Source organism: Nonomuraea salmonea, from assembly GCF_042428605.1.
In the GTDB taxonomy this organism is placed as follows: domain Bacteria; phylum Actinomycetota; class Actinomycetes; order Streptosporangiales; family Streptosporangiaceae; genus Nonomuraea; species Nonomuraea salmonea.
Map to the genome: position 1 here is coordinate 184,419 of NZ_JBHMCF010000002.1, position 16,347 is coordinate 200,765.

Annotated in this window: 12 protein-coding genes; 5 read left to right on the forward strand and 7 right to left on the reverse strand. The window is 71.9% G+C overall.

Translation table 11 applies throughout. The features are described 5' to 3' along the window. Window positions 1–22 precede the first annotated feature (22 nt). Window positions 23–2,809, reverse strand: coding sequence for an AfsR/SARP family transcriptional regulator (locus ACFFR3_RS00870; RefSeq protein WP_379482431.1), 2,787 nt, complete (start codon window positions 2,807–2,809; stop codon window positions 23–25). A gap of 50 nt (window positions 2,810–2,859) precedes the next feature. After that, window positions 2,860–5,652: an AfsR/SARP family transcriptional regulator gene (locus tag ACFFR3_RS00875; RefSeq protein WP_379482432.1), complete on the reverse strand. Its 2,793-nt coding sequence runs from the start codon at window positions 5,650–5,652 to the stop codon at window positions 2,860–2,862. A gap of 172 nt (window positions 5,653–5,824) precedes the next feature. Between ACFFR3_RS00875 and ACFFR3_RS00880 the strand changes: the two genes are divergently transcribed. Further along, entirely contained in the window at window positions 5,825–6,799 is a 975-nt protein-coding gene (locus ACFFR3_RS00880) for a LysR family transcriptional regulator (protein ID WP_379482433.1), read from the forward strand. 79 nt (window positions 6,800–6,878) lie between these two features. Further along, on the forward strand, window positions 6,879–8,282 hold the full coding sequence (locus tag ACFFR3_RS00885) for a hypothetical protein (protein WP_379482434.1): 1,404 nt from the start codon (window positions 6,879–6,881) through the stop codon (window positions 8,280–8,282). 22 nt (window positions 8,283–8,304) lie between these two features. On the opposite strand, the gene ACFFR3_RS00890 is transcribed toward ACFFR3_RS00885, so the two are convergent. Genes ACFFR3_RS00890 through ACFFR3_RS00910 form a run of 5 tightly spaced genes read right to left on the reverse strand, consistent with a single transcriptional unit; the run spans window position 8,305 to window position 13,885 of the window. Continuing rightward, entirely contained in the window at window positions 8,305–9,396 is a 1,092-nt protein-coding gene (locus ACFFR3_RS00890) for a mandelate racemase/muconate lactonizing enzyme family protein (RefSeq protein WP_364370884.1), read from the reverse strand. Beyond that, the gene (locus tag ACFFR3_RS00895) at window positions 9,393–10,790 is read right to left on the reverse strand and encodes a glycoside hydrolase family 5 protein (protein WP_364370882.1); all 1,398 of its coding nucleotides are present in this window, start codon (window positions 10,788–10,790) and stop codon (window positions 9,393–9,395) included. The genes ACFFR3_RS00890 and ACFFR3_RS00895 overlap by 4 nt, the downstream gene beginning before the upstream one ends. Window positions 10,791–10,819: 29 nt before the next feature. After that, on the reverse strand, window positions 10,820–11,665 hold the full coding sequence (locus tag ACFFR3_RS00900; protein WP_364370880.1) for a carbohydrate ABC transporter permease: 846 nt from the start codon (window positions 11,663–11,665) through the stop codon (window positions 10,820–10,822). After that, window positions 11,665–12,552, reverse strand: coding sequence for a carbohydrate ABC transporter permease (locus tag ACFFR3_RS00905; RefSeq protein ID WP_345388493.1), 888 nt, complete (start codon window positions 12,550–12,552; stop codon window positions 11,665–11,667). The genes ACFFR3_RS00900 and ACFFR3_RS00905 overlap by 1 nt, the downstream gene beginning before the upstream one ends. A 4-nt stretch (window positions 12,553–12,556) precedes the next feature. After that, window positions 12,557–13,885 carry an extracellular solute-binding protein gene (locus ACFFR3_RS00910; RefSeq protein ID WP_364370878.1) on the reverse strand — a complete coding sequence of 443 codons (1,329 nt, stop codon included), beginning with the start codon at window positions 13,883–13,885 and terminating at the stop codon, window positions 12,557–12,559. A gap of 154 nt (window positions 13,886–14,039) precedes the next feature. Here ACFFR3_RS00910 and ACFFR3_RS00915 point away from each other — a divergent pair, with 154 nt between their 5' ends. From ACFFR3_RS00915 to ACFFR3_RS00925, 3 genes are all read left to right on the forward strand, one after another. Beyond that, window positions 14,040–15,047 carry a LacI family DNA-binding transcriptional regulator gene (locus tag ACFFR3_RS00915; RefSeq protein ID WP_379482435.1) on the forward strand — a complete coding sequence of 336 codons (1,008 nt, stop codon included), beginning with the start codon at window positions 14,040–14,042 and terminating at the stop codon, window positions 15,045–15,047. A 5-nt stretch (window positions 15,048–15,052) separates the two neighbouring features. Further along, the gene (locus tag ACFFR3_RS00920) at window positions 15,053–15,850 is read left to right on the forward strand and encodes a hypothetical protein (protein ID WP_379482436.1); all 798 of its coding nucleotides are present in this window, start codon (window positions 15,053–15,055) and stop codon (window positions 15,848–15,850) included. 98 nt (window positions 15,851–15,948) lie between these two features. Further along, window positions 15,949–16,140: a hypothetical protein gene (locus ACFFR3_RS00925; RefSeq protein ID WP_364370870.1), complete on the forward strand. Its 192-nt coding sequence runs from the start codon at window positions 15,949–15,951 to the stop codon at window positions 16,138–16,140. The last annotated feature ends 207 nt before the right edge of the window (window positions 16,141–16,347 follow it).

Sequence of the window (16,347 nt, forward strand, 5' to 3'; positions counted from 1 at the left end):
CGCCGACCGGCGGGGCTTCCGCCTAGAGCATGTGCCTGACCGGCTGAGGCATCGCGGGGACGGGCTGTGCCAGCAGCTCGTCCACCTCCGAACGGGTCAGCAGGCGGGCCTCCAGGAGCGCGGTGAAGCAGCGGCGCCAGTCCCTGCGCGCCAGGTCCGTCCTGCCCAGGGCGTGCAGGGTCTGGGCGGACCACCAGGCGGCGACGGCGTAGCCGATGCGGTAGCCGCCCTCGTGCAGGAGCGTCAGCGCCACCTGGAAGGTTTCTGCGGCCTCCTCCAGGCGGCCGGCGTGCATGTACGCGCGGGCCAGGGTCTCGCGGGACAGGCCCTCGCCGTACAGGCTGCCGGCCCACGCCGCGGTCGCCTCCTTCGCCTCGGCGACGGCCTCGTCGTAGCGGCCCTGCCGGTAGAGCACGTGCGCGCGGTTGTTGAGTATGGCCCCGCGCTGGTACTCCTCGCCTCTCGCCAAGGCGATCGACAGCGCCTCGGACAGGTAGGCGTGGGCGCGGTCGAGCCGGTCCAGCTTGGTGTGGATGATCCCCAGATTGTTGATGGGCCCGGTGCGCCGGTGCGGCAGCCCGGCCTCGTCCCAGCACTTCGCCGCCCGTTCCAGGTCCGCGATGGCCTGCTCGTCGCGCCCCTGGTCGCGGTGGACCCAGCCGAGGTACGCCGCCGCCTGCGCCTCACCCGCCCGGTCGCCGCACCGCGCGGCCAGCTCGACCGCGCCGGCGTGGATGTCGGCCAGGTGGGTGACCCAGCCCCGGTAGTTGAACGGCATGTGCAGCCCCAGCGCCATCCCGAGGGCGACGTGCGGCACCGCGGACTCCATCGCCTGGTGGGTCACGGCGAGGAGGTTGTCCCGCTCCGCCTCGGTCCACCTGCCGGCCTCCTGCGCGTCGGCGAGCGGGACGCCGGGCTGCTCGGCCTCGTAGTACGGCTCCATGGGCTGGGGGTGCACGAGCAGGGTGGCGGTGTTGAGCGTGGCCAGATAGTGGTGGTAGCCGCGGTCGAGCGCGGCCGCGCGCTCGTTCTCGGGCAGCTCGGCGGCCTGCTCCCTGGCGTACAGGCGGATGAGGTCGTGGAAGCGGTACCGGTCGCGGCCCGCTGGTTCCACGAGCCGGGCGCCGCGCAGGTGATCGAGGGCCGCCTCCGCCCGTGGCTCAGGCCAGCCGGCCAGGGCGGCCGTGGCGGCCGGGGTGTGGGTCGGCGTGTCGAGCAGGCCCAGGAGCGGCAGCACGTGCGCGGCGTCGTGGCCGTCCTGCTCCTCGTGGAGCTGCCGGTGGCTGACCGCGATGCCGGCGCGTACCGCGAGGTCGTCGTACTGCAGGGTGTCGAGGCGGCGGGTGGCGTCGGCCAGGCGGTCGGCGAGGTCGGCCACCCGCCGGTCGGGCCGCGCCACCAGGCGGGCGCCGGCGATGCGCACGGCCAGCGGCAGTCCGCCGCAGAGCCGGGCGACCGCCGCGGCGGCCTCGGGCTCGCGCTCGACGCGGTCGGGACCGGCGATCCTGGACAGCAGCGTGACGGCGTCCCGATGGCCGAGCCCGGCCAGGTGCAGCCGGCGGACGTCCCCGAGCTCCGCGTCCAGCCTGCCGAGTGCGGTGCGGCTGGTGATGACGGTGCGGCAGCGCGGCCCGGCCGGGATGAGCGGCCGCACCTGCCGGGCGTCGAGCGCGTTGTCCAGGATGAGGAGCACCTCGCTCCCCTCGGTGAGCGCCCGGTAGCGGGCCACCGCTCCCTCCACGTCGGACGGCACGGCGGACCCGTCGAGACCCAGCGACCGCAGCACGTGGCCCAGGCCGTCGGGCACCGGCAGGGGCGGCAGGCCGGGCGTGGAGCCGTTCATGTTGAGGTAGATGACGCCGTCGCGGAACCGCCCGGCCACCGTGTGCGCCACGTGGACGGCGAGCGCCGACTTGCCCACCCCGCCCGGCCCGTCGATGACGGCCACGTTCGCGTGCAGCAGCGCCTCGCTCAGCCACGTCACCTCCTCCTGCCGGGCGGTGAACGACCGGGTGTCGGCGGGCAGCTCGGCCGGGACGATCGTGCCCTGCCGCGTGGGCGCGGGCAGGTCGAGCGCGGGGTCTCTGGCGAGGATGGCGTCCCGCAGCCGGCGCAGCCGCGCGCCCGGTTCGAGGCCGAGCTCGCCGACCATGGCCGCGTGCCCCTCCTGGTAGACGGCGAGCGCCTCGGCCGGCCGCTCCGCGCGGTAGAGCGCCAGCATGAGCTGCGCGCGCGGCCCCTCCCGCAGTGGGTGCGCCTGTACGTGCGGAACGAGGTCCGCCATCACCGCGACATGGTCGCCCGCGGCCAGCCGGAGCTCGGTGTGGTCCTCGTAGACGGCGAGGCGTTCGGCCTCCAGGCGCTTGGCCTCGACCTGCGCCCACGGCTCGTCCAGCCAGGCGAGGGCCCGCCCCCGCCACAGGTCCAGCGCCTGGCGGAACCACCTGTCCGCCGTGCTGGGCTCGCCCCGGTCGCGGGCCGCCCGCGCCTGCCCGGCCAGCAGCGTGAAGTGGTGCGCGTCGATCTGGTCGCGGGGCAGGTCGAGCAGGTAGCCGCCGGGGACGGTCGCGATGGCGCCGGCGCCGAGCGTGTCGCGCAGCTTCGACACCACGATGTTGATCTGCTTGGCGGCGGTGGTGGTGGAGGACCGCCCCCACACGTCGGCGACGAGTTGCCGCGTGGTGACGGGCCGGCCGGCGTCCAGCGCCAGGCGCGTCAGCACAGCGACGCGGCGGTGGCCGGACAGCGGCAGGGGCCGCCCGTCCATCGTGATCTGCCAGGGCCCGAGCAGCCCGATCTCGAGTCTCATCAGGGCCAGACCCTACGCAGGCGCAGTATGGCACGGGTATATCCCGGCGCTCACAGCTGGTTCTTGATCGCCTCTGGCAGGTCGGGGACCGGCTGCGCAAGGTAGCGGGCCTCCTCGCCGGGCGTGATCAGCCGGGCGTCGCGCAGGAGCGCCAGCGACGCCCGCCACGACTCCCTGGCCTCGTCGTGCCGGCCCAGGTCGTGCAGGGTGTGGCCGAGCCACCAGTGGGACACGGCGAGGCCCATGGTGTAGGCCGCCTCCCGCTGGTACTCGATGCCCATCCGGAACTCGCCGACCGCCTCCTCGAGCGAGCCCCGCGCCCGCAGGCAGTCGGCCAGCGTGTCGTGCGCGACGCCCACCGCGCCGGCGTTGCCCTGCTCCTTCACCGTCAACGCCAGGGCGAGCCGCGCCTCGTCCTCGGCTTCGGCGTGCCTTCCCTGCCGGTGATAGACCTGGGCCCGGTTGGAGCGGACCATCCCCTCGTGCAGGGTCCGCCCCTCCTCCTGGGTGATGACGAGGGCGCCGCGCAGCGCGGTGAGCGCGTCGTCGTAGCGCTCCATCTGGGTGTAGGTGATGCCGAGGTCGTTGTAGAGGCCGGCCTTCCTGCGGGGCGATTCCGTCCGTTCGACGCACGCCAGCGCGTCCTCCAGGCAGCGCACGGATTCCTGGAGACCGCCGACCTGCTGGTGGATGCCGGCGAGCCCCTGCAGCAGGCTGACCTGGGCCTGCCAGTCCGCCCGCTCCCTGGCCTGCCGCAGCACCTCCGCACCCGCTTCGAGTGCCTCGGCGAACCATCCCCGGCGGTCGAACAGCCACAGCAGGTGGTGGGCGAGCCCGACCGCCGAGCCGTCGGCCAGCCGTGCCGCCTGGCGCACCGCGGCCAGGAGGTTGTCCCGCTCCCCGTCCAGCCAGGCGTTGGCGGCCTCCAGCGTGGGCAGCTCCTCACCCGCCTGGTCGGTGGCGTACAGGCCGGCCTCCGTGTGGTCGTTCAGCAGGTCGGCGGCCCGTTGCGCGGTGGCCAGGTAGTGGTGCAGCACGCGGCGGGTCGCGCTCGCGCGTTCGTCGCCGGGGAGGTCCTGCTCGCGTGCGTACAGGCCGACCAGGTCGTGGAGCTGGTAGCGGTCGGGGCCCGCGCGTTCGAGCAGGCGGGCGTCCAGCAGGTGCTCCAGGGCGGTCTCGGCGCGGTGCTCCGGCCAGCCGGCCAGCGCGGCCGTGGCGGCGGGCGTGTACGCCGGCAGGTCCGCCAGCCCGAGCAGGCAGAGCAGGTGCGCGGCGTCCTGGCCGGCGGGCTCCTCGCGTAGCTGCTGGTGGCTGACCGCGAGGCCGGCGCGTACCGCGAGGTCCGCGTACTCCAGCAGGTCGAGCCGCCTGGTGGCGTCGGCGAGACGGACCGCGAGGTGGGAGAGCGGCCGGTCGGGACGCGCGGCCAGGCGCGCGGCCACGATGCGCAGCGCGAGCGGGAAACCGCCGCAGAGCCGGACGATCTCCTCGACGGCCTGCGGCTCGGCCTCCATGCGGCCGACTCCGACGATCCGGGTGAGCAGGGTGGCCGCGTTGGCGTCGTCGAGCCCGCCGAGGTGCAGGTGCCGGGCGTTGTTCAGGGTGGCGAGCGGATCGCGGCTGGTGATCAGCACGCGGCAGCGGGGCCCGGCCGGGATGAGCGGGCGGACCTGGCGGACGTTGCGGGCGTTGTCGAGGATGACCAGCAGGTCGCTCGCGGCGGTGAGCGAGCGATAGCGGGCGGCGGCCTCCTCGGTCTCGGAGGGGATGGCGGCGCCGTCGAGGCCCAGCGAGCGCAGCAGGTGGCGCAGCGCCTCGATGGGGGCGAGCGGGGCGAGCCTGGCGGTGGAGCCGTGCAGGTTGACGTAGATGACGCCGTCGGTGAAGCGGTCGGCGACACCGTGCGCGACGTGGACGGCGAGCGCCGACTTGCCGACGCCGCCGGGCCCGTCGATTACGGTCACCGTGGCGTCGCTCAGCAGGTCGGCCCGCACCAGGTCGGCCCGCAGCCGCTCCGCCTCGGCCGTCCGCGCCGTGAACGCCTGGACGTCGGCGGGCAGCTCCGCCGGAGGGACGTGCTGGAGCCGCCGCGTCCTGGGCAGGTCGAGCGCGGGATCCTTGGCGAGGACGGCCTGGTGCAGCCGGCGGAGCTCCGCGTCCGGCTCGATCCCCAGCTCGTCCACCATGGCCCGGCGCAGGCGCTGGTACGCCTCCAGCGCCTCAGGCGCCCGGCCGTCCCGATAGAGCGCGAGCATGAGCTGGGCGGCGAGACGTTCGCGCAGCGGGTGCGCCCGGGCGAGCCCGGCGAGCTCGCCGGCCAGGGCCCGCTGGTCGCCGGCGGCCAGCCGCAGCTCGGCGTGGTCCTCAAGGACGCTGAGCCGCTCCGCCTCCAGCCGCTCGGCCTCGATGCCCGCCCAGGGCGTGTCCACCTCGGTCAGCACCGGCCCCCGCCACAGCTCCAGCGCGCCGCGGAACAGCGCGTCCGCGGTGGCCGTGGCGCCGTCCGCGCAGGCGGCGCGGGCCTGCCTGGACAGGTGGGCGAAGGCGTGCACGTCCACGTGGTCACGTTCGACGGCGAGCCGGTAGCCGCCAGGAACGGTCTCGATGGCGTCGGGGCCGAGCGTGTCGCGCAGCTTCGAGATCACGATGTGCAGTTGCTTGGTGGCGGTGACGGCGGAGCTGCTCGCCCACACGTCGGACAGCAGCGTCTCGGTCAGCACGACCTGCCCGGCGTCGAGGGCGAGCCGGACCAGCACGCCGATCCGCCGCGCCCCGCTGATCGTCACCACCGTGCCGCCCGCCTCGACCTCCAGCGGACCCAGGAACTTGATCTCCAGGCTCAAGCGAACGCTCCCGTCGTCAGCCAAGATCACGAATTCTAGTCACCGCGCCGATCCACCCACTGGCTGTTTGTGACGATCCGCCCCTTACGACTGACCTCGCGCAAGAGGCCTTGAGCCGGGCCAGCGGTCATACCTCTCGCGTATCACCGCAGGGCAGGGCTAGCCTGGGCGGATGGCCGACGCGTTCCCCGACCCCATCGATCTCGACCTGAGGCTCGTGCAGTGCTTCGTCGTCCTCGCCGGGCACCGCCACTTCGGGCGCGCGGCGGAGGCCCTGCACACCACCCAGCCCTCGCTGAGCCGCCAGATCCGGCGCCTGGAGCAGCAGCTCGGCGCCCGGTTGCTCGACCGTTCGACGCGCGGCACCCGCCTGTCCGAGGCAGGGGAGGTCTTCCTGCCCCTGGCCGGCGAGCTGCTGCGGTCGGCGGGCCAGGCCATGGCCCGCGCCCGCGCCGCCGCGCAGACCCATGAGATCACCATCGGCTACACCCGCGGCCTGGTCATCACCCCCGCCGTACGCGCCCTGCGGCAGGCCGAGCCGGACGCCGAGGTGAAGACCCGCCTGCTGGCCTGGAACGACTCGCGGTCGGCCCTGCTCGACCACCGCGTCGACGCGGTCGTGACCCGGCTGCCGTTCGCCACCGATCAGCTCCACGTCACGGTCCTCCACGACGAGCCCCGCGTCCTGGTCGTCGCACGCGACCACCGGCTGGCCGGCCGCGACTCGGTCACCCTCGACGACATCGCCGGCGAGCCGATCCCCCACGTCCGGCGTACGGACGCGCTGCTCAACGCCTACTGGCGGATGGATCCCCGTCCCGACGGGCGGCCCGCCCCCGACGGCCCGCTGGTCGAGGACCTCGAGGACAAGCACGAGCTCATCGCCGAGGGGCGGGCGGTGGCCGTCGGCCCGCCCCTCGACCACGCCACCGGCCTGCATCCCGCCCTGACCACCGTCCCCCTGCGCGGCGTCGAGCCGAGCCAGGTCGTGCTCGCCACCCGCGCCGGCGACGGGAGCCGGCTGGTCGCGGCCTTCCGGCGGCACGCGGAGGCCACGCTGACGGGTGGTCAGACGCGGGTCAGTGCCCGATCGGCGGTGCGGGCGAAGAACAGCTCGACGCCCCAGCCGGGCTCCGTCGGCTTGTGACGATCCAGCTATACCGTCCGCATACCGCCCGCCATTACGCTCACCGGTCTCACCCCTGATCACCTGGCGAAGGACCCCCGTGACCCGTCTCGCACTCGCGACCGTGCTCGTCGTGCTGCTGTCAATGCTTCCCGGCGCGTCCCACGCCGCCGCCCCCGGCGTCCTGGGCACGGTGGGCAACCTCATACGCGAGGAGCAACCACGCGCCGACGGGATCAGGCACACCGACACCAAGGCGATCATCGCCGGGCTGAAGGCGATCAACGCGAACACCTACGTGTATCCGATGGCTGGTGACGACGTGCAGTGGACCGACCTGCGCGACGAGTTCCTGCCCGCGGCCGCCGCGGCGGGGATCGACGTCTGGGTGCTGGTGTACTCGCCGAGCCAGGCGGGCTGCTGCGTGTCGAAGCCGTTCAGGCACGACTACGTCGCCTGGTCGCGCGAGATCGCCAAGCTCGCCGCGAGCCACCCGAACCTGACCGGCTGGACGGTGGACGACTACGCCTACGACCTCCGCACGTTCACTCCCGCCTACCTCCGGCAGATGCGGGCGGCGGCCGAGGCGATCAGCCCCGACCTCAGATTCGTCCCGACCGTCTACTACCCCCAGTTCACCGACGCGTTCGTCGCCGAGCAGATCCCGCTGATGGACGGGGTGATCTTCCCCTTCCGCGACGAGCCGTACCGCGACACCTCCTGGCCGTGGAGCCTGTCGCACCAGGTGCGGCAGCTCGCCCAGCGGCTGCCCGGCACCGAGATCTACCTGATGCCCTACGCCTACCCCCTGAGCCACGCCGCCCAGAAGCCCACGGTGTCCTACGTCGAGGCGGTCACCAGGAAGGGTGTCGAGCACGTCCGCAGCGGTGAGCTGGCCGGCGTCCTGCAGTACAAGCTCCCGTACCACTCCCGCGACCTGGCGTGGACGCGCCCCGCGGCCGACAACCTGGCCCGCACGGGCTCCGGGCGGCTGAGCTTCGTGGTCCAGCAGAACACCGCGACCAAGGCCGGCATGTGGTGCGGCGCGACGCGGACGGCCACCGTGACCTCGGGGACGGTCAAGCGGATCACCTTCCACCACAGCGACACCCGCGGGCCGCAGGATCCGGCGGGCCACCACGTCAAGCAGCTCCTGCTCAACGGCACGGTGGTCTGGGAGCGTGACGTCACGGCCGACACGGCGGGCACGTGGGTGCGGGCGACGGTCGACGTCACGTCCCGGCTGGCCGGCGCGACGAGCGCGACGCTGCAATGGCGTCTGTACGAGCGCAAGGCCGTGACCAACTACGTCGTGGACGCCGGTGTGGACGACATCACCCTCACCGGCATGACGATGAGCGATCCGGGCGTGGAGAACGCCGCCGTCTGGACGCCGAACCTCACCCGCCAGGGCGGCCCGGTCTACTGCTCGGCGCAGGTCTACCACGAGAACTACGGCGCCGACCTCGGAGCGCTCATCGCCGGCCTGTACGCCACCGGGTGAGGCTTCGCACGCTGACGGGTGATCAGGCGCGGGTCAGGGCCCGGTCGGCGGTGCGGGCGAAGGACGGCAGCAGCTCGACGCCCCAGCCGGGCTCCGTCGGCACCGGGACTTCGCCGTCGCGCACCTCGGGCATCGGCCCGTAGACGTCCCGCGTCCACGGGGTGGTCTCGATGCTCCACTCCTGCGGATGCGCGCAGGCCGGCATCGCCGCGGCGAGATGCAGGGTGAAGACGCGCAGCAGGGAGTCGTTCGCGCAGTGCGGCGTGCACGGGATCCCGGCCGCCTCGGCGAGCACGGCGACCTTGCGGGCGCGCGAGATGCCGCCGATGTAGCCGATGTCGGGCTGCACGATGTCCACCGCGCGCATCGCGATCATGCGGCCGAACTGCGGCAGCGAGAAGTCCTGCTCGCCGCCGGAGACCGCGATGTCGAGGGCCGCCGTGACCTGGGCGGTCGCTTCGAGGTCGGTGAACGGGCAGGGCTCCTCGAAGTGGAAGTAGCCGTGCTCCTCCAGCATCCGGCCGACCCTGATCGCCCTGGGCACCGAGTACCCGCCGTTGGCGTCCGCCGACAGGTCGACGTCGGGGCCGAGCGCATCGCGCAGGTGCGTGATGATCCGCTCGGTACGCCCCGGCGCCGCGTCGCCGTCGCGCCCCATCGCCTCCCCCACCCGGATCTTGACCGCGCGGAACCCCTGCTCGGCGATGAGCCGGCCGAGCCGCTCCGCCTCGTCCTCGGGGGTGATGGCGCGGGACATGCTGGAGGCGTACATGGGGACGGACGTGCGCGCGTGCCCGCCGATCAGCTGGCACACCGGCCGGCCCGCCGCCTTGCCCATGATGTCCCAGAGCGCCGTCTCCACCCCGGCGAGCGCGCGGTGCAGGAAGCTGCTCGGGAACTTGTAGTGCGTCCGCAGGCAGGCGTCGACCAGCGCCTCGGCGTCCCACGGGTCGCGGCCGACGAACATCGGCGCGACCATCGAGTGCAGCACGCTGACCGTGGTGGCCGCCTCGTACGGCGCGGTCTGCCCGATGCCCTCCAGGCCGTCGTCGGTACGGACCAGGACGACGGCGAGCTTGCCCCGGGTCAGGGTCTCGATCTCGGTGATCTTCACAGGTGCTTCCTCAGCGTCTCGGCGAGGGGGGCCCGTACGGCGCAGCGGTCGAACCGGAACGAGTCCGCCAGCTCCCTGGCCTGTTCCGCGTCGATGCCGGCGAAGAGCGCGGCGAACTCGTCCACCATGGGCTCGGCCAGCAGGATGTGCCGCACCAGCACGTGGATCCACTGCCGCTGGCCGAACGGCGGCGGGTCGAAACCCGGGAACTCCTCGGCCACGGTCCGCTCGATCGGCTCCAGCAGGTGCCGGACGCCGGTGTCCACGCCGCCCCACACGTCCACGCCCAGCCGGGCCTTCTTCTCCAGGACGGGCGCGATCCTGCGCAGGTACGGCGAGTCCGCGGCGGCGTGAACGACGCCCTGCAACCCGATGTCCTTGTACGTCCACAGGCTCCAGCCGGCCCCGTACGCGTCGTAGATGCCGAGCTGGTCGGCCAGCACGCGGTAGCGGGCGCCGTCGAGCGCCGGGTCGCCCCCGTACGGCGTGCTGTAGACCGGCCCGAACTCCCCCACCCAGATCGGCGTCCCGGTACGCCGCATGTACTCCGCCCGCTCCAGGAACCTGGCCTCCAGGTAGTCGCGATCGACGTGCCGCCCCCGCGAGAGGCCCGGGTAGTCGCCGCTGTCGGCGAAGCCGGCCAACGCGTAGTCGTGCACGGTGTAGACCGTGCCGGGCAGCGGGTCGGCGAACAGCTCGAAGTCGGTGGCGTGCCGGTTGCCGTCCAGGAAGAGGACGTGCGACGGATCGACGGCCCTGATCGCGGCGTGCAGCCGCTCGTAGAACGGCCCGATGCGCTCGCCCGACGGGTCGGCCGGCTCGTTGAGCGGGTTGTAGCCCGCGACCCACGGGTTGTCCTTGTACCGGTCGGCCAGCGCCTCCCACAGGTGCACGACCCGGTCCTGGAAGTGCCGGTGCGTCCAGAACAGCGACCGGTGCGTGGGGTTGTCGCTGTGCCAGCGCTGGTTGTGGTAGCCGGGCGCGGCGTGCAGGTCGAGCACGGTGTAGAGGCCGTGCCGCGCGCACGTCTCGATCACCCGGTCGAGCAGCAGGAAACCTTCCTCCTTGAGCCGCATCGGCCGGTCGTCGTCCTCGAAGTGCCGGTAGTTGAACGGCACCCTGACGCTGTTCATGCCGAGATCGGCGAGGAAGCGCGCGTCGTCGTCGGTGAAGAACACCTCCAGGAAACGCTCGAAGAAGGCGTCGTAGACGTCCTGCCCGAGCACCCGGCGCAGCGCGGCGCGCTGCAGCTCCTCGGTCGAGGGGTAGCCGGTGATGAAGTTCTCCATGTTCATCCAGCCGCCGAGCCCGACGCCGCGCAGGCGAACCGTCTCGCCGGACGCGGTCACCAGTCGGTCGCCGTCGATGTGCAGCCTTGCGGACTCGTCGTGCATGGTGAGGGGATCTCTCCTTGGGTTGAGGGTCATTTGCCGAAGCCGGCCGTGAGGCCGCGTACGAGGTGGCGGCGGCCCAGCACGTACGCGACGAGCATGGGCAGGGTGGACAGCACCACGGCGGCCAGCACCGCGGGCACGTCCACGGTGAACTCGCCCTGGAACGCCCACAGCGCCATCGGCAGCACGCGCAGGTCGGGGCTCTGGGTGAGGATGAGGGGGAACAGGAAGCCGTTCCAGACGTGCAGCGCGTCGTAGATGCCGACCGTGACCAGGGCCGGACGGGCCAGCGGCAGCACCAGCCGCCACAGCATGACCCAGTCGCCCGCCCCGTCCATCCGCATCGACTCGAACAGCTCCCTGGGGATGTCGCGGATGAAGTTCGCCAGGATCAGCACCGTGATCGGGATCGCGAAGCCGATGGACGGCAGGATCAGCGCGAGCAGGCTGTCGTACAGGTGCAGGCGGGTGATCATGTAGTAGAGCGGGATGATCGTGGCGTGCACCGGGATCGCCAGGCCCAGCAGGAAGACCGAGAAGCCCGTACGCGCGAGCCTGCCCTCCCCGCGCACCACCCCGTACGCCGCCATCAGCGAGAACGCGACCGTCACCACGACCGAGACCACCGTGATGATGACGCTGTTGAGGAAGTAGCGGCCGAACCCGCTCTCCAGCACCAGCGCGTAGTTGTCGAGCGAGACGCTGTCCGGCAGGGCCAGCGGGTTGCTGGCGAAGAAGCCGGTCTGGCTGCGCAGGCTGGAGATCACCACGTAGTAGATGGGCACGATGATGACGGCCAGCCAGACGAGGCCGCCGATGCCGGCGCCGACGTTGGGCAGCCGCCGTACCTTGGTCCTGGTCAGGGTGGTGGCCATCAGAGCCCTTCCTGTTCGCTGCGCATGCGGGCGAAGCCGGTGTACTTGGTCAACGAGAAGGCCAGCGCCAGCCCGGTCACGACCAGGATCACGGCGAGCACGCTGGCCTTGCCCATGTCGTTGGCCGAGAAGCCGGTGAGGTACATGTCGAGCGGGAGCAGCCGCGTCGCGTTGCCAGGACCGCCGCCGGTGAGCACGAACACCACGTCGAAGTACGTCAGCGAGCCGGTCACCATGAGCGTGGACGACGTGACGACGGTGTTGCGGAGCTGCGGCAGGGTGACGTAGCGGAACTGCTTGACGCGGCCGGCGCCGTCGATGTCGGCGGCCTCGTACAGGGAGGCCGGGATCTGCCGGACGGCGGCCTGATAAAGCAGGGTGTGGAAGGGCACGAACTGCCACGCGATCACGAAGATCACGACGTACAGCACGAGGTCGGGGTCGCCGAGCCAGTCGAGGCTGAGGAAACCGAGGCCCGGCACCCCGCCGAGGCCGAAGTTCGGGTCGAGCACGGCCTTGAACGCGATGGCCACGGCGGCCGACGAGAGCAGCAGCGGCAGGAAGTACAGCACGGCGAGCACCGCCCGGTAGCGCTGGGTCCCCGCGGTGAACACGCCGAGCAGCAGGCTGATCGGCGTCTGCACCACCCACGAGAACACCATGATCTTGAGGGTGAGCAGGAGCGCGTTGCCGGTCACCGGGTCGTGCAGCACCTCGGCCCAGTTGCCGAGGCCCTCCCACGAGATCTCGCCGAGGCCGTCCCACCGGGTGAGGCTGAGGACCACCGCGCCCGCGAGCGGGACCACGGCGAACACCACGAACATCACCAGCGCCGGCAGGGTGAACAGCCCGCTGCGGGTGCGGGCTCGGGTTGCGGACACGTGCATCGCCTCAGCCGGTGATCGTGGCGTTCATGGTGGTGGCGAACTGCTCTGGGGTGATCTCTTCGAGGAAGACCTGCTGCAGCGTGGTCAGCAGCTTGTCGCCCGCCTCGGGGGCGAGCGCCTGGTCCAGGCTGAGCTGGAAGTTCGGAGCCTTCTTCGCCGTCTCGTAGATCATCGAGTAGTACGCGGGGTCGTCGGACGCGGCGATGGCGTCCTCCGCTCCTTCCACCGGCGGAACGTTGCCGACGGCCAGCAGGTCGGCGGCGTACTTCTCGTTCAGCAGGTCGCTCTTGACGTACTCACGGGCCGCCTGCTTCTGCTCCGGCGTCGCCGCCGCCGAGATCGACCAGAAGTTGGTCGGGTTGCCCACCACGTTCGCGGGGTCGCCCTTGCCGCCCTCCACCACGGGGAACGGCACGTAACCGAGCTTGCCGTCCTTGACGAACTGCGGGTTCGCCGTCTTGATCGTCTGGTACGTCGCGGGCAGGCCGAGCGTCATCGCGGCCTTGCCGGTGTAGAGCAGGGCCACGTCGGCGCCGCTGTCGGTGGAGATCGAGGAGAAGCCCTTGACGAAGCCGCCCGCCTTGACCAGCTCCTGGATCTTCTTGTTGGCCTCCGTCACCGCCGGGTCCGACCAGGCGTTCGGCTTACCCGCGGTGATGTCGTCCATGACGCGGGGGCCGCCGATGCGGTCGATCAGGTACGCCAGCCACGGCAGCAGCGGCCACTTGGCCTGGCCGCTCACGGTGAACGGCGCGATGCCCGCCCCCGTGAATTTCGGCACCAGCGCCATCAGCTCGTTCCACGTCTTGGGCGGCTGGGCGCCGATCTTGGCGAACAGGTCCTTGTTGTAGTAGACGACCACCGGTTTGACGCCGTTGTTCGGCACCGCGTACGTCTTGCCGTCCACCTTGCCTACCGCGGCGATCGAGGGCAGGAACCGGTCCTTGACCGCGGGGTCCGCCGCGAGGTCGCTCAGGTCCTCGACGGCGCCGGCGGCCACGTACGACTTGAGCACGCCGCCGCCCCAGCCGTAGATCAGCGTGGGGGCCTGCTTCGCGCCGACGGCGGTGCGGATCTTCTGCTTGTAGGGGTCGTTGGCGAACTCCTGGATGGCGAACTTCTGCCCTTCGTGGGCCGCGTTCCAGGAATCGAAGGAGTTCTGGAAGGCCTTGGCGGTGACGCCGCTGATGATCCACGCGGAAGGGCCTCCCGCGTCCGCCGAAGTGCTCCCGGCCTGCCGGGGACCGGAGGTCCCGCAGGCGGCGACGCCCACCGTCAGCACGGCGAGCCCGATCGCGAGCAGTGGTCTGGGGGATCCGACCGCTGTCTTCATGTCCTTCACCTTCCTGCGCACCCGCCGGAGACGAAGCTCCGGCATGACACCGCACACAGCCGGTCTTGCTGCGGTTAGTCCGACATGGTGCAAGTCCGCTCACGTCGATGTCAATCGTTATCGATAACGTTTTACATGCGCTAGGATCGGCGCCGTGAACAGTGGCCGCGTGACGATCCGCGACGTCGCCGAGCATGCCGGGGTGTCGGTGGCGACGGTGTCGAAGGTGCTCAACGACCGCTACGGCGTGGCGGCGGCCACCGTCGACCGGGTGCGCGAGGTGATCGCCGAGCTCGGCTACGAGTCCAGCCTCGTGGCCCGCAGCCTGCGCAACCAGCGCACCAACGTGATCGGTGTCCTCGTCTGGGACATCGAGCCGTTCAGCGCCGAGCTGCTCAAGGGCGCCGCCCGCGCGATCAGGGGCACCGACTACGAGCTGGTGGTCTACGCGGGCGGCGGCAAGGGCTCGGGCCGGCTCGGCTGGGAGCGGCGCTACCTGTCGCGCCTGTCCGGCACGCTCATCGACGGCGCGGTGCTGGTCACGCCCACGGTGCTCGACGTCGACGGCGGCACCCCCGTCGTGGCCGTCGATCCGCACAGCGGGCGCGAGACCGTCCCGACGGTCGACGCCGACAACCTCCAGGGCGGCCGCCTGGCCACCGAACACCTCATCGCCCTCGGCCACCGGCGCATCGGCTTCCTCGGCCGGCCGCCCCGCGACCTGGAGTCGGGGCCGCTACGCGAGGAGGGCTACCGCTCCGCCCTGGCCGAGGCCGGCCTCCCGCCGGACCCCGCCCTCATCCGCGTCGCCGGCTACGACGAAACCGACGCCCGCAACACCGTCCGTGAGCTGCTCACCCTCCCCGACCCGCCCACCGCGATCTTCGCCGCGAACGACGTCTCCGCCATCTCCACGATCGAGGTGGCCACGTCGATGGGCCTGCGCGTCCCGGACGACCTCTCGGTCATAGGCTTCGACAACGTCCCCGAGAGCATGATGAGCGACCCGCCCCTGACGACGGTCGAGCAGCCGATCCAGCAGATGGGCCTGATAGCCGTCGAGATGCTCCTCGACCTGCTGGCCGGCCGCGACCCCGCCCAGCGCCACGTCCGCCTCCCCACCCGCCTCGTCCCCCGCTCCTCCTGCGCCCCGCCGAAGTAGGGACCATGCCGCCTCAGGACGATCTCCGCGGTCTCGCGCACGCCAAGCTGGTGCGGCACCGCGTCCTCGCCGCACAAGCCGTCCCCTTACCGAGGGACGTCCTGGCCGTGCTGGTGAACGATCCGTCCCGATCCGTCCGGCGCGTGCTGGCGGCCCGCACCGACGTGGACGCCTGGGACCTGCTCCGCCCCCTGGCGAACGACCCCGACCTCAGAACCCGCCAGACCCTGGCCGCCAACCCCTCCTGCCCCGCCGACCTCCTGCTGATTCTGGTCGACGACCCGCACGAGTCGGTGCGCTGGGAGTTGCCCTCCCACCCGCAGACCGACCGGCGCGTCCGGCGCAAGATCATCGACTCCCCCGACGAGGACCTCCGCCGCCTCCTCGCCGAGGAAGAGACCCTCGACCGCGACACCACCGAACAGCTGCTGCTCGACCCATCGGAAGAGGTCCGCGAGTCGCTGGCGGCCCGCACCCCGTTCCCCGACGCCCTCGCCCGCCTGCTGACCTCGCGGAGCGCCCTCGTCCGCGCCGGCGTCGCCCAGAACCCCCGCACCACTCCCGAGCAGCGCCACACCCTCACCCGCGACCGCTCGGCCCGCGTCCGCGCGACCCTGCTGAAATTCGTGGAACTGGACGAGGAGGACCTCCGGCTGCTCGCCAAGGACCGCTCACTGAACGTGCGCTGGTGGCTCGCCACCTGGCCCACCACCCCACGAGAGATCCTGGAACTCCTGCTGCGGGACCCGAACGAGGACGTCTCCAGGCAGGCGAACGTGACACTCCGCCACCACCACGCGTAAGCGCCCGGCGCCTCCCGGGTCGAACAACGTACGGGCATGATTTCGCAAGGCGGGTTGTCGCCACGGACGATCTGATCTTGCCGATCTACGCTTCCCGCATGGCTTTCGTGATCCCAGAGATCAAGGTCGGGCTGGCCGAACTCGGTGGCGGGCCCGATGCCCGGTGCTCGCGGTGCGGCAAGCGGGCGACCCTGTACTTCGTCGAACCGGCGACGGGAAGGCCCACGTACGTGTGCACGGCCGACGCCGGCGCCGAGGTGGAGGCGATGCTGCTGCGCACCGCCGACTAGCGTGTCGTAGCAATGCGAGAAGCGGCGCTGGTGGTCGTCAAGCTGTGTCGCTTGGTCATGACCAGCGCCCTCGCCCGTCGTCGACGACGTCCCGTTGCGCCGGGACGTGCCGAAGATGCTCCTCGCGTGCACACTGGAACGAGATGGAGAACCGATCCCAGCCTGTCGTCCCCTGCGGGGCCTTCGGTGGAGGTGCAGAGGGCATAT

Bases quoted from the DNA above. Each gene is read 5' to 3' on its own strand.
- ACFFR3_RS00910 (WP_364370878.1), bottom strand. From the start codon at position 13,885: ATGAAGACAGCGGTCGGATCCCCCAGACCACTGCTCGCGATCGGGCTC.
- ACFFR3_RS00880 (WP_379482433.1), top strand. From the start codon at position 5,825: ATGGCCGACGCGTTCCCCGACCCCATCGATCTCGACCTGAGGCTCGTG.
- ACFFR3_RS00900 (WP_364370880.1), bottom strand. From the start codon at position 11,665: ATGGCCACCACCCTGACCAGGACCAAGGTACGGCGGCTGCCCAACGTC.
- ACFFR3_RS00905 (WP_345388493.1), bottom strand. From the start codon at position 12,552: ATGCACGTGTCCGCAACCCGAGCCCGCACCCGCAGCGGGCTGTTCACC.
- ACFFR3_RS00920 (WP_379482436.1), top strand. From the start codon at position 15,053: ATGCCGCCTCAGGACGATCTCCGCGGTCTCGCGCACGCCAAGCTGGTG.
- ACFFR3_RS00925 (WP_364370870.1), top strand. From the start codon at position 15,949: ATGGCTTTCGTGATCCCAGAGATCAAGGTCGGGCTGGCCGAACTCGGT.
- ACFFR3_RS00895 (WP_364370882.1), bottom strand. From the start codon at position 10,790: ATGCACGACGAGTCCGCAAGGCTGCACATCGACGGCGACCGACTGGTG.
- ACFFR3_RS00870 (WP_379482431.1), bottom strand. From the start codon at position 2,809: ATGAGACTCGAGATCGGGCTGCTCGGGCCCTGGCAGATCACGATGGAC.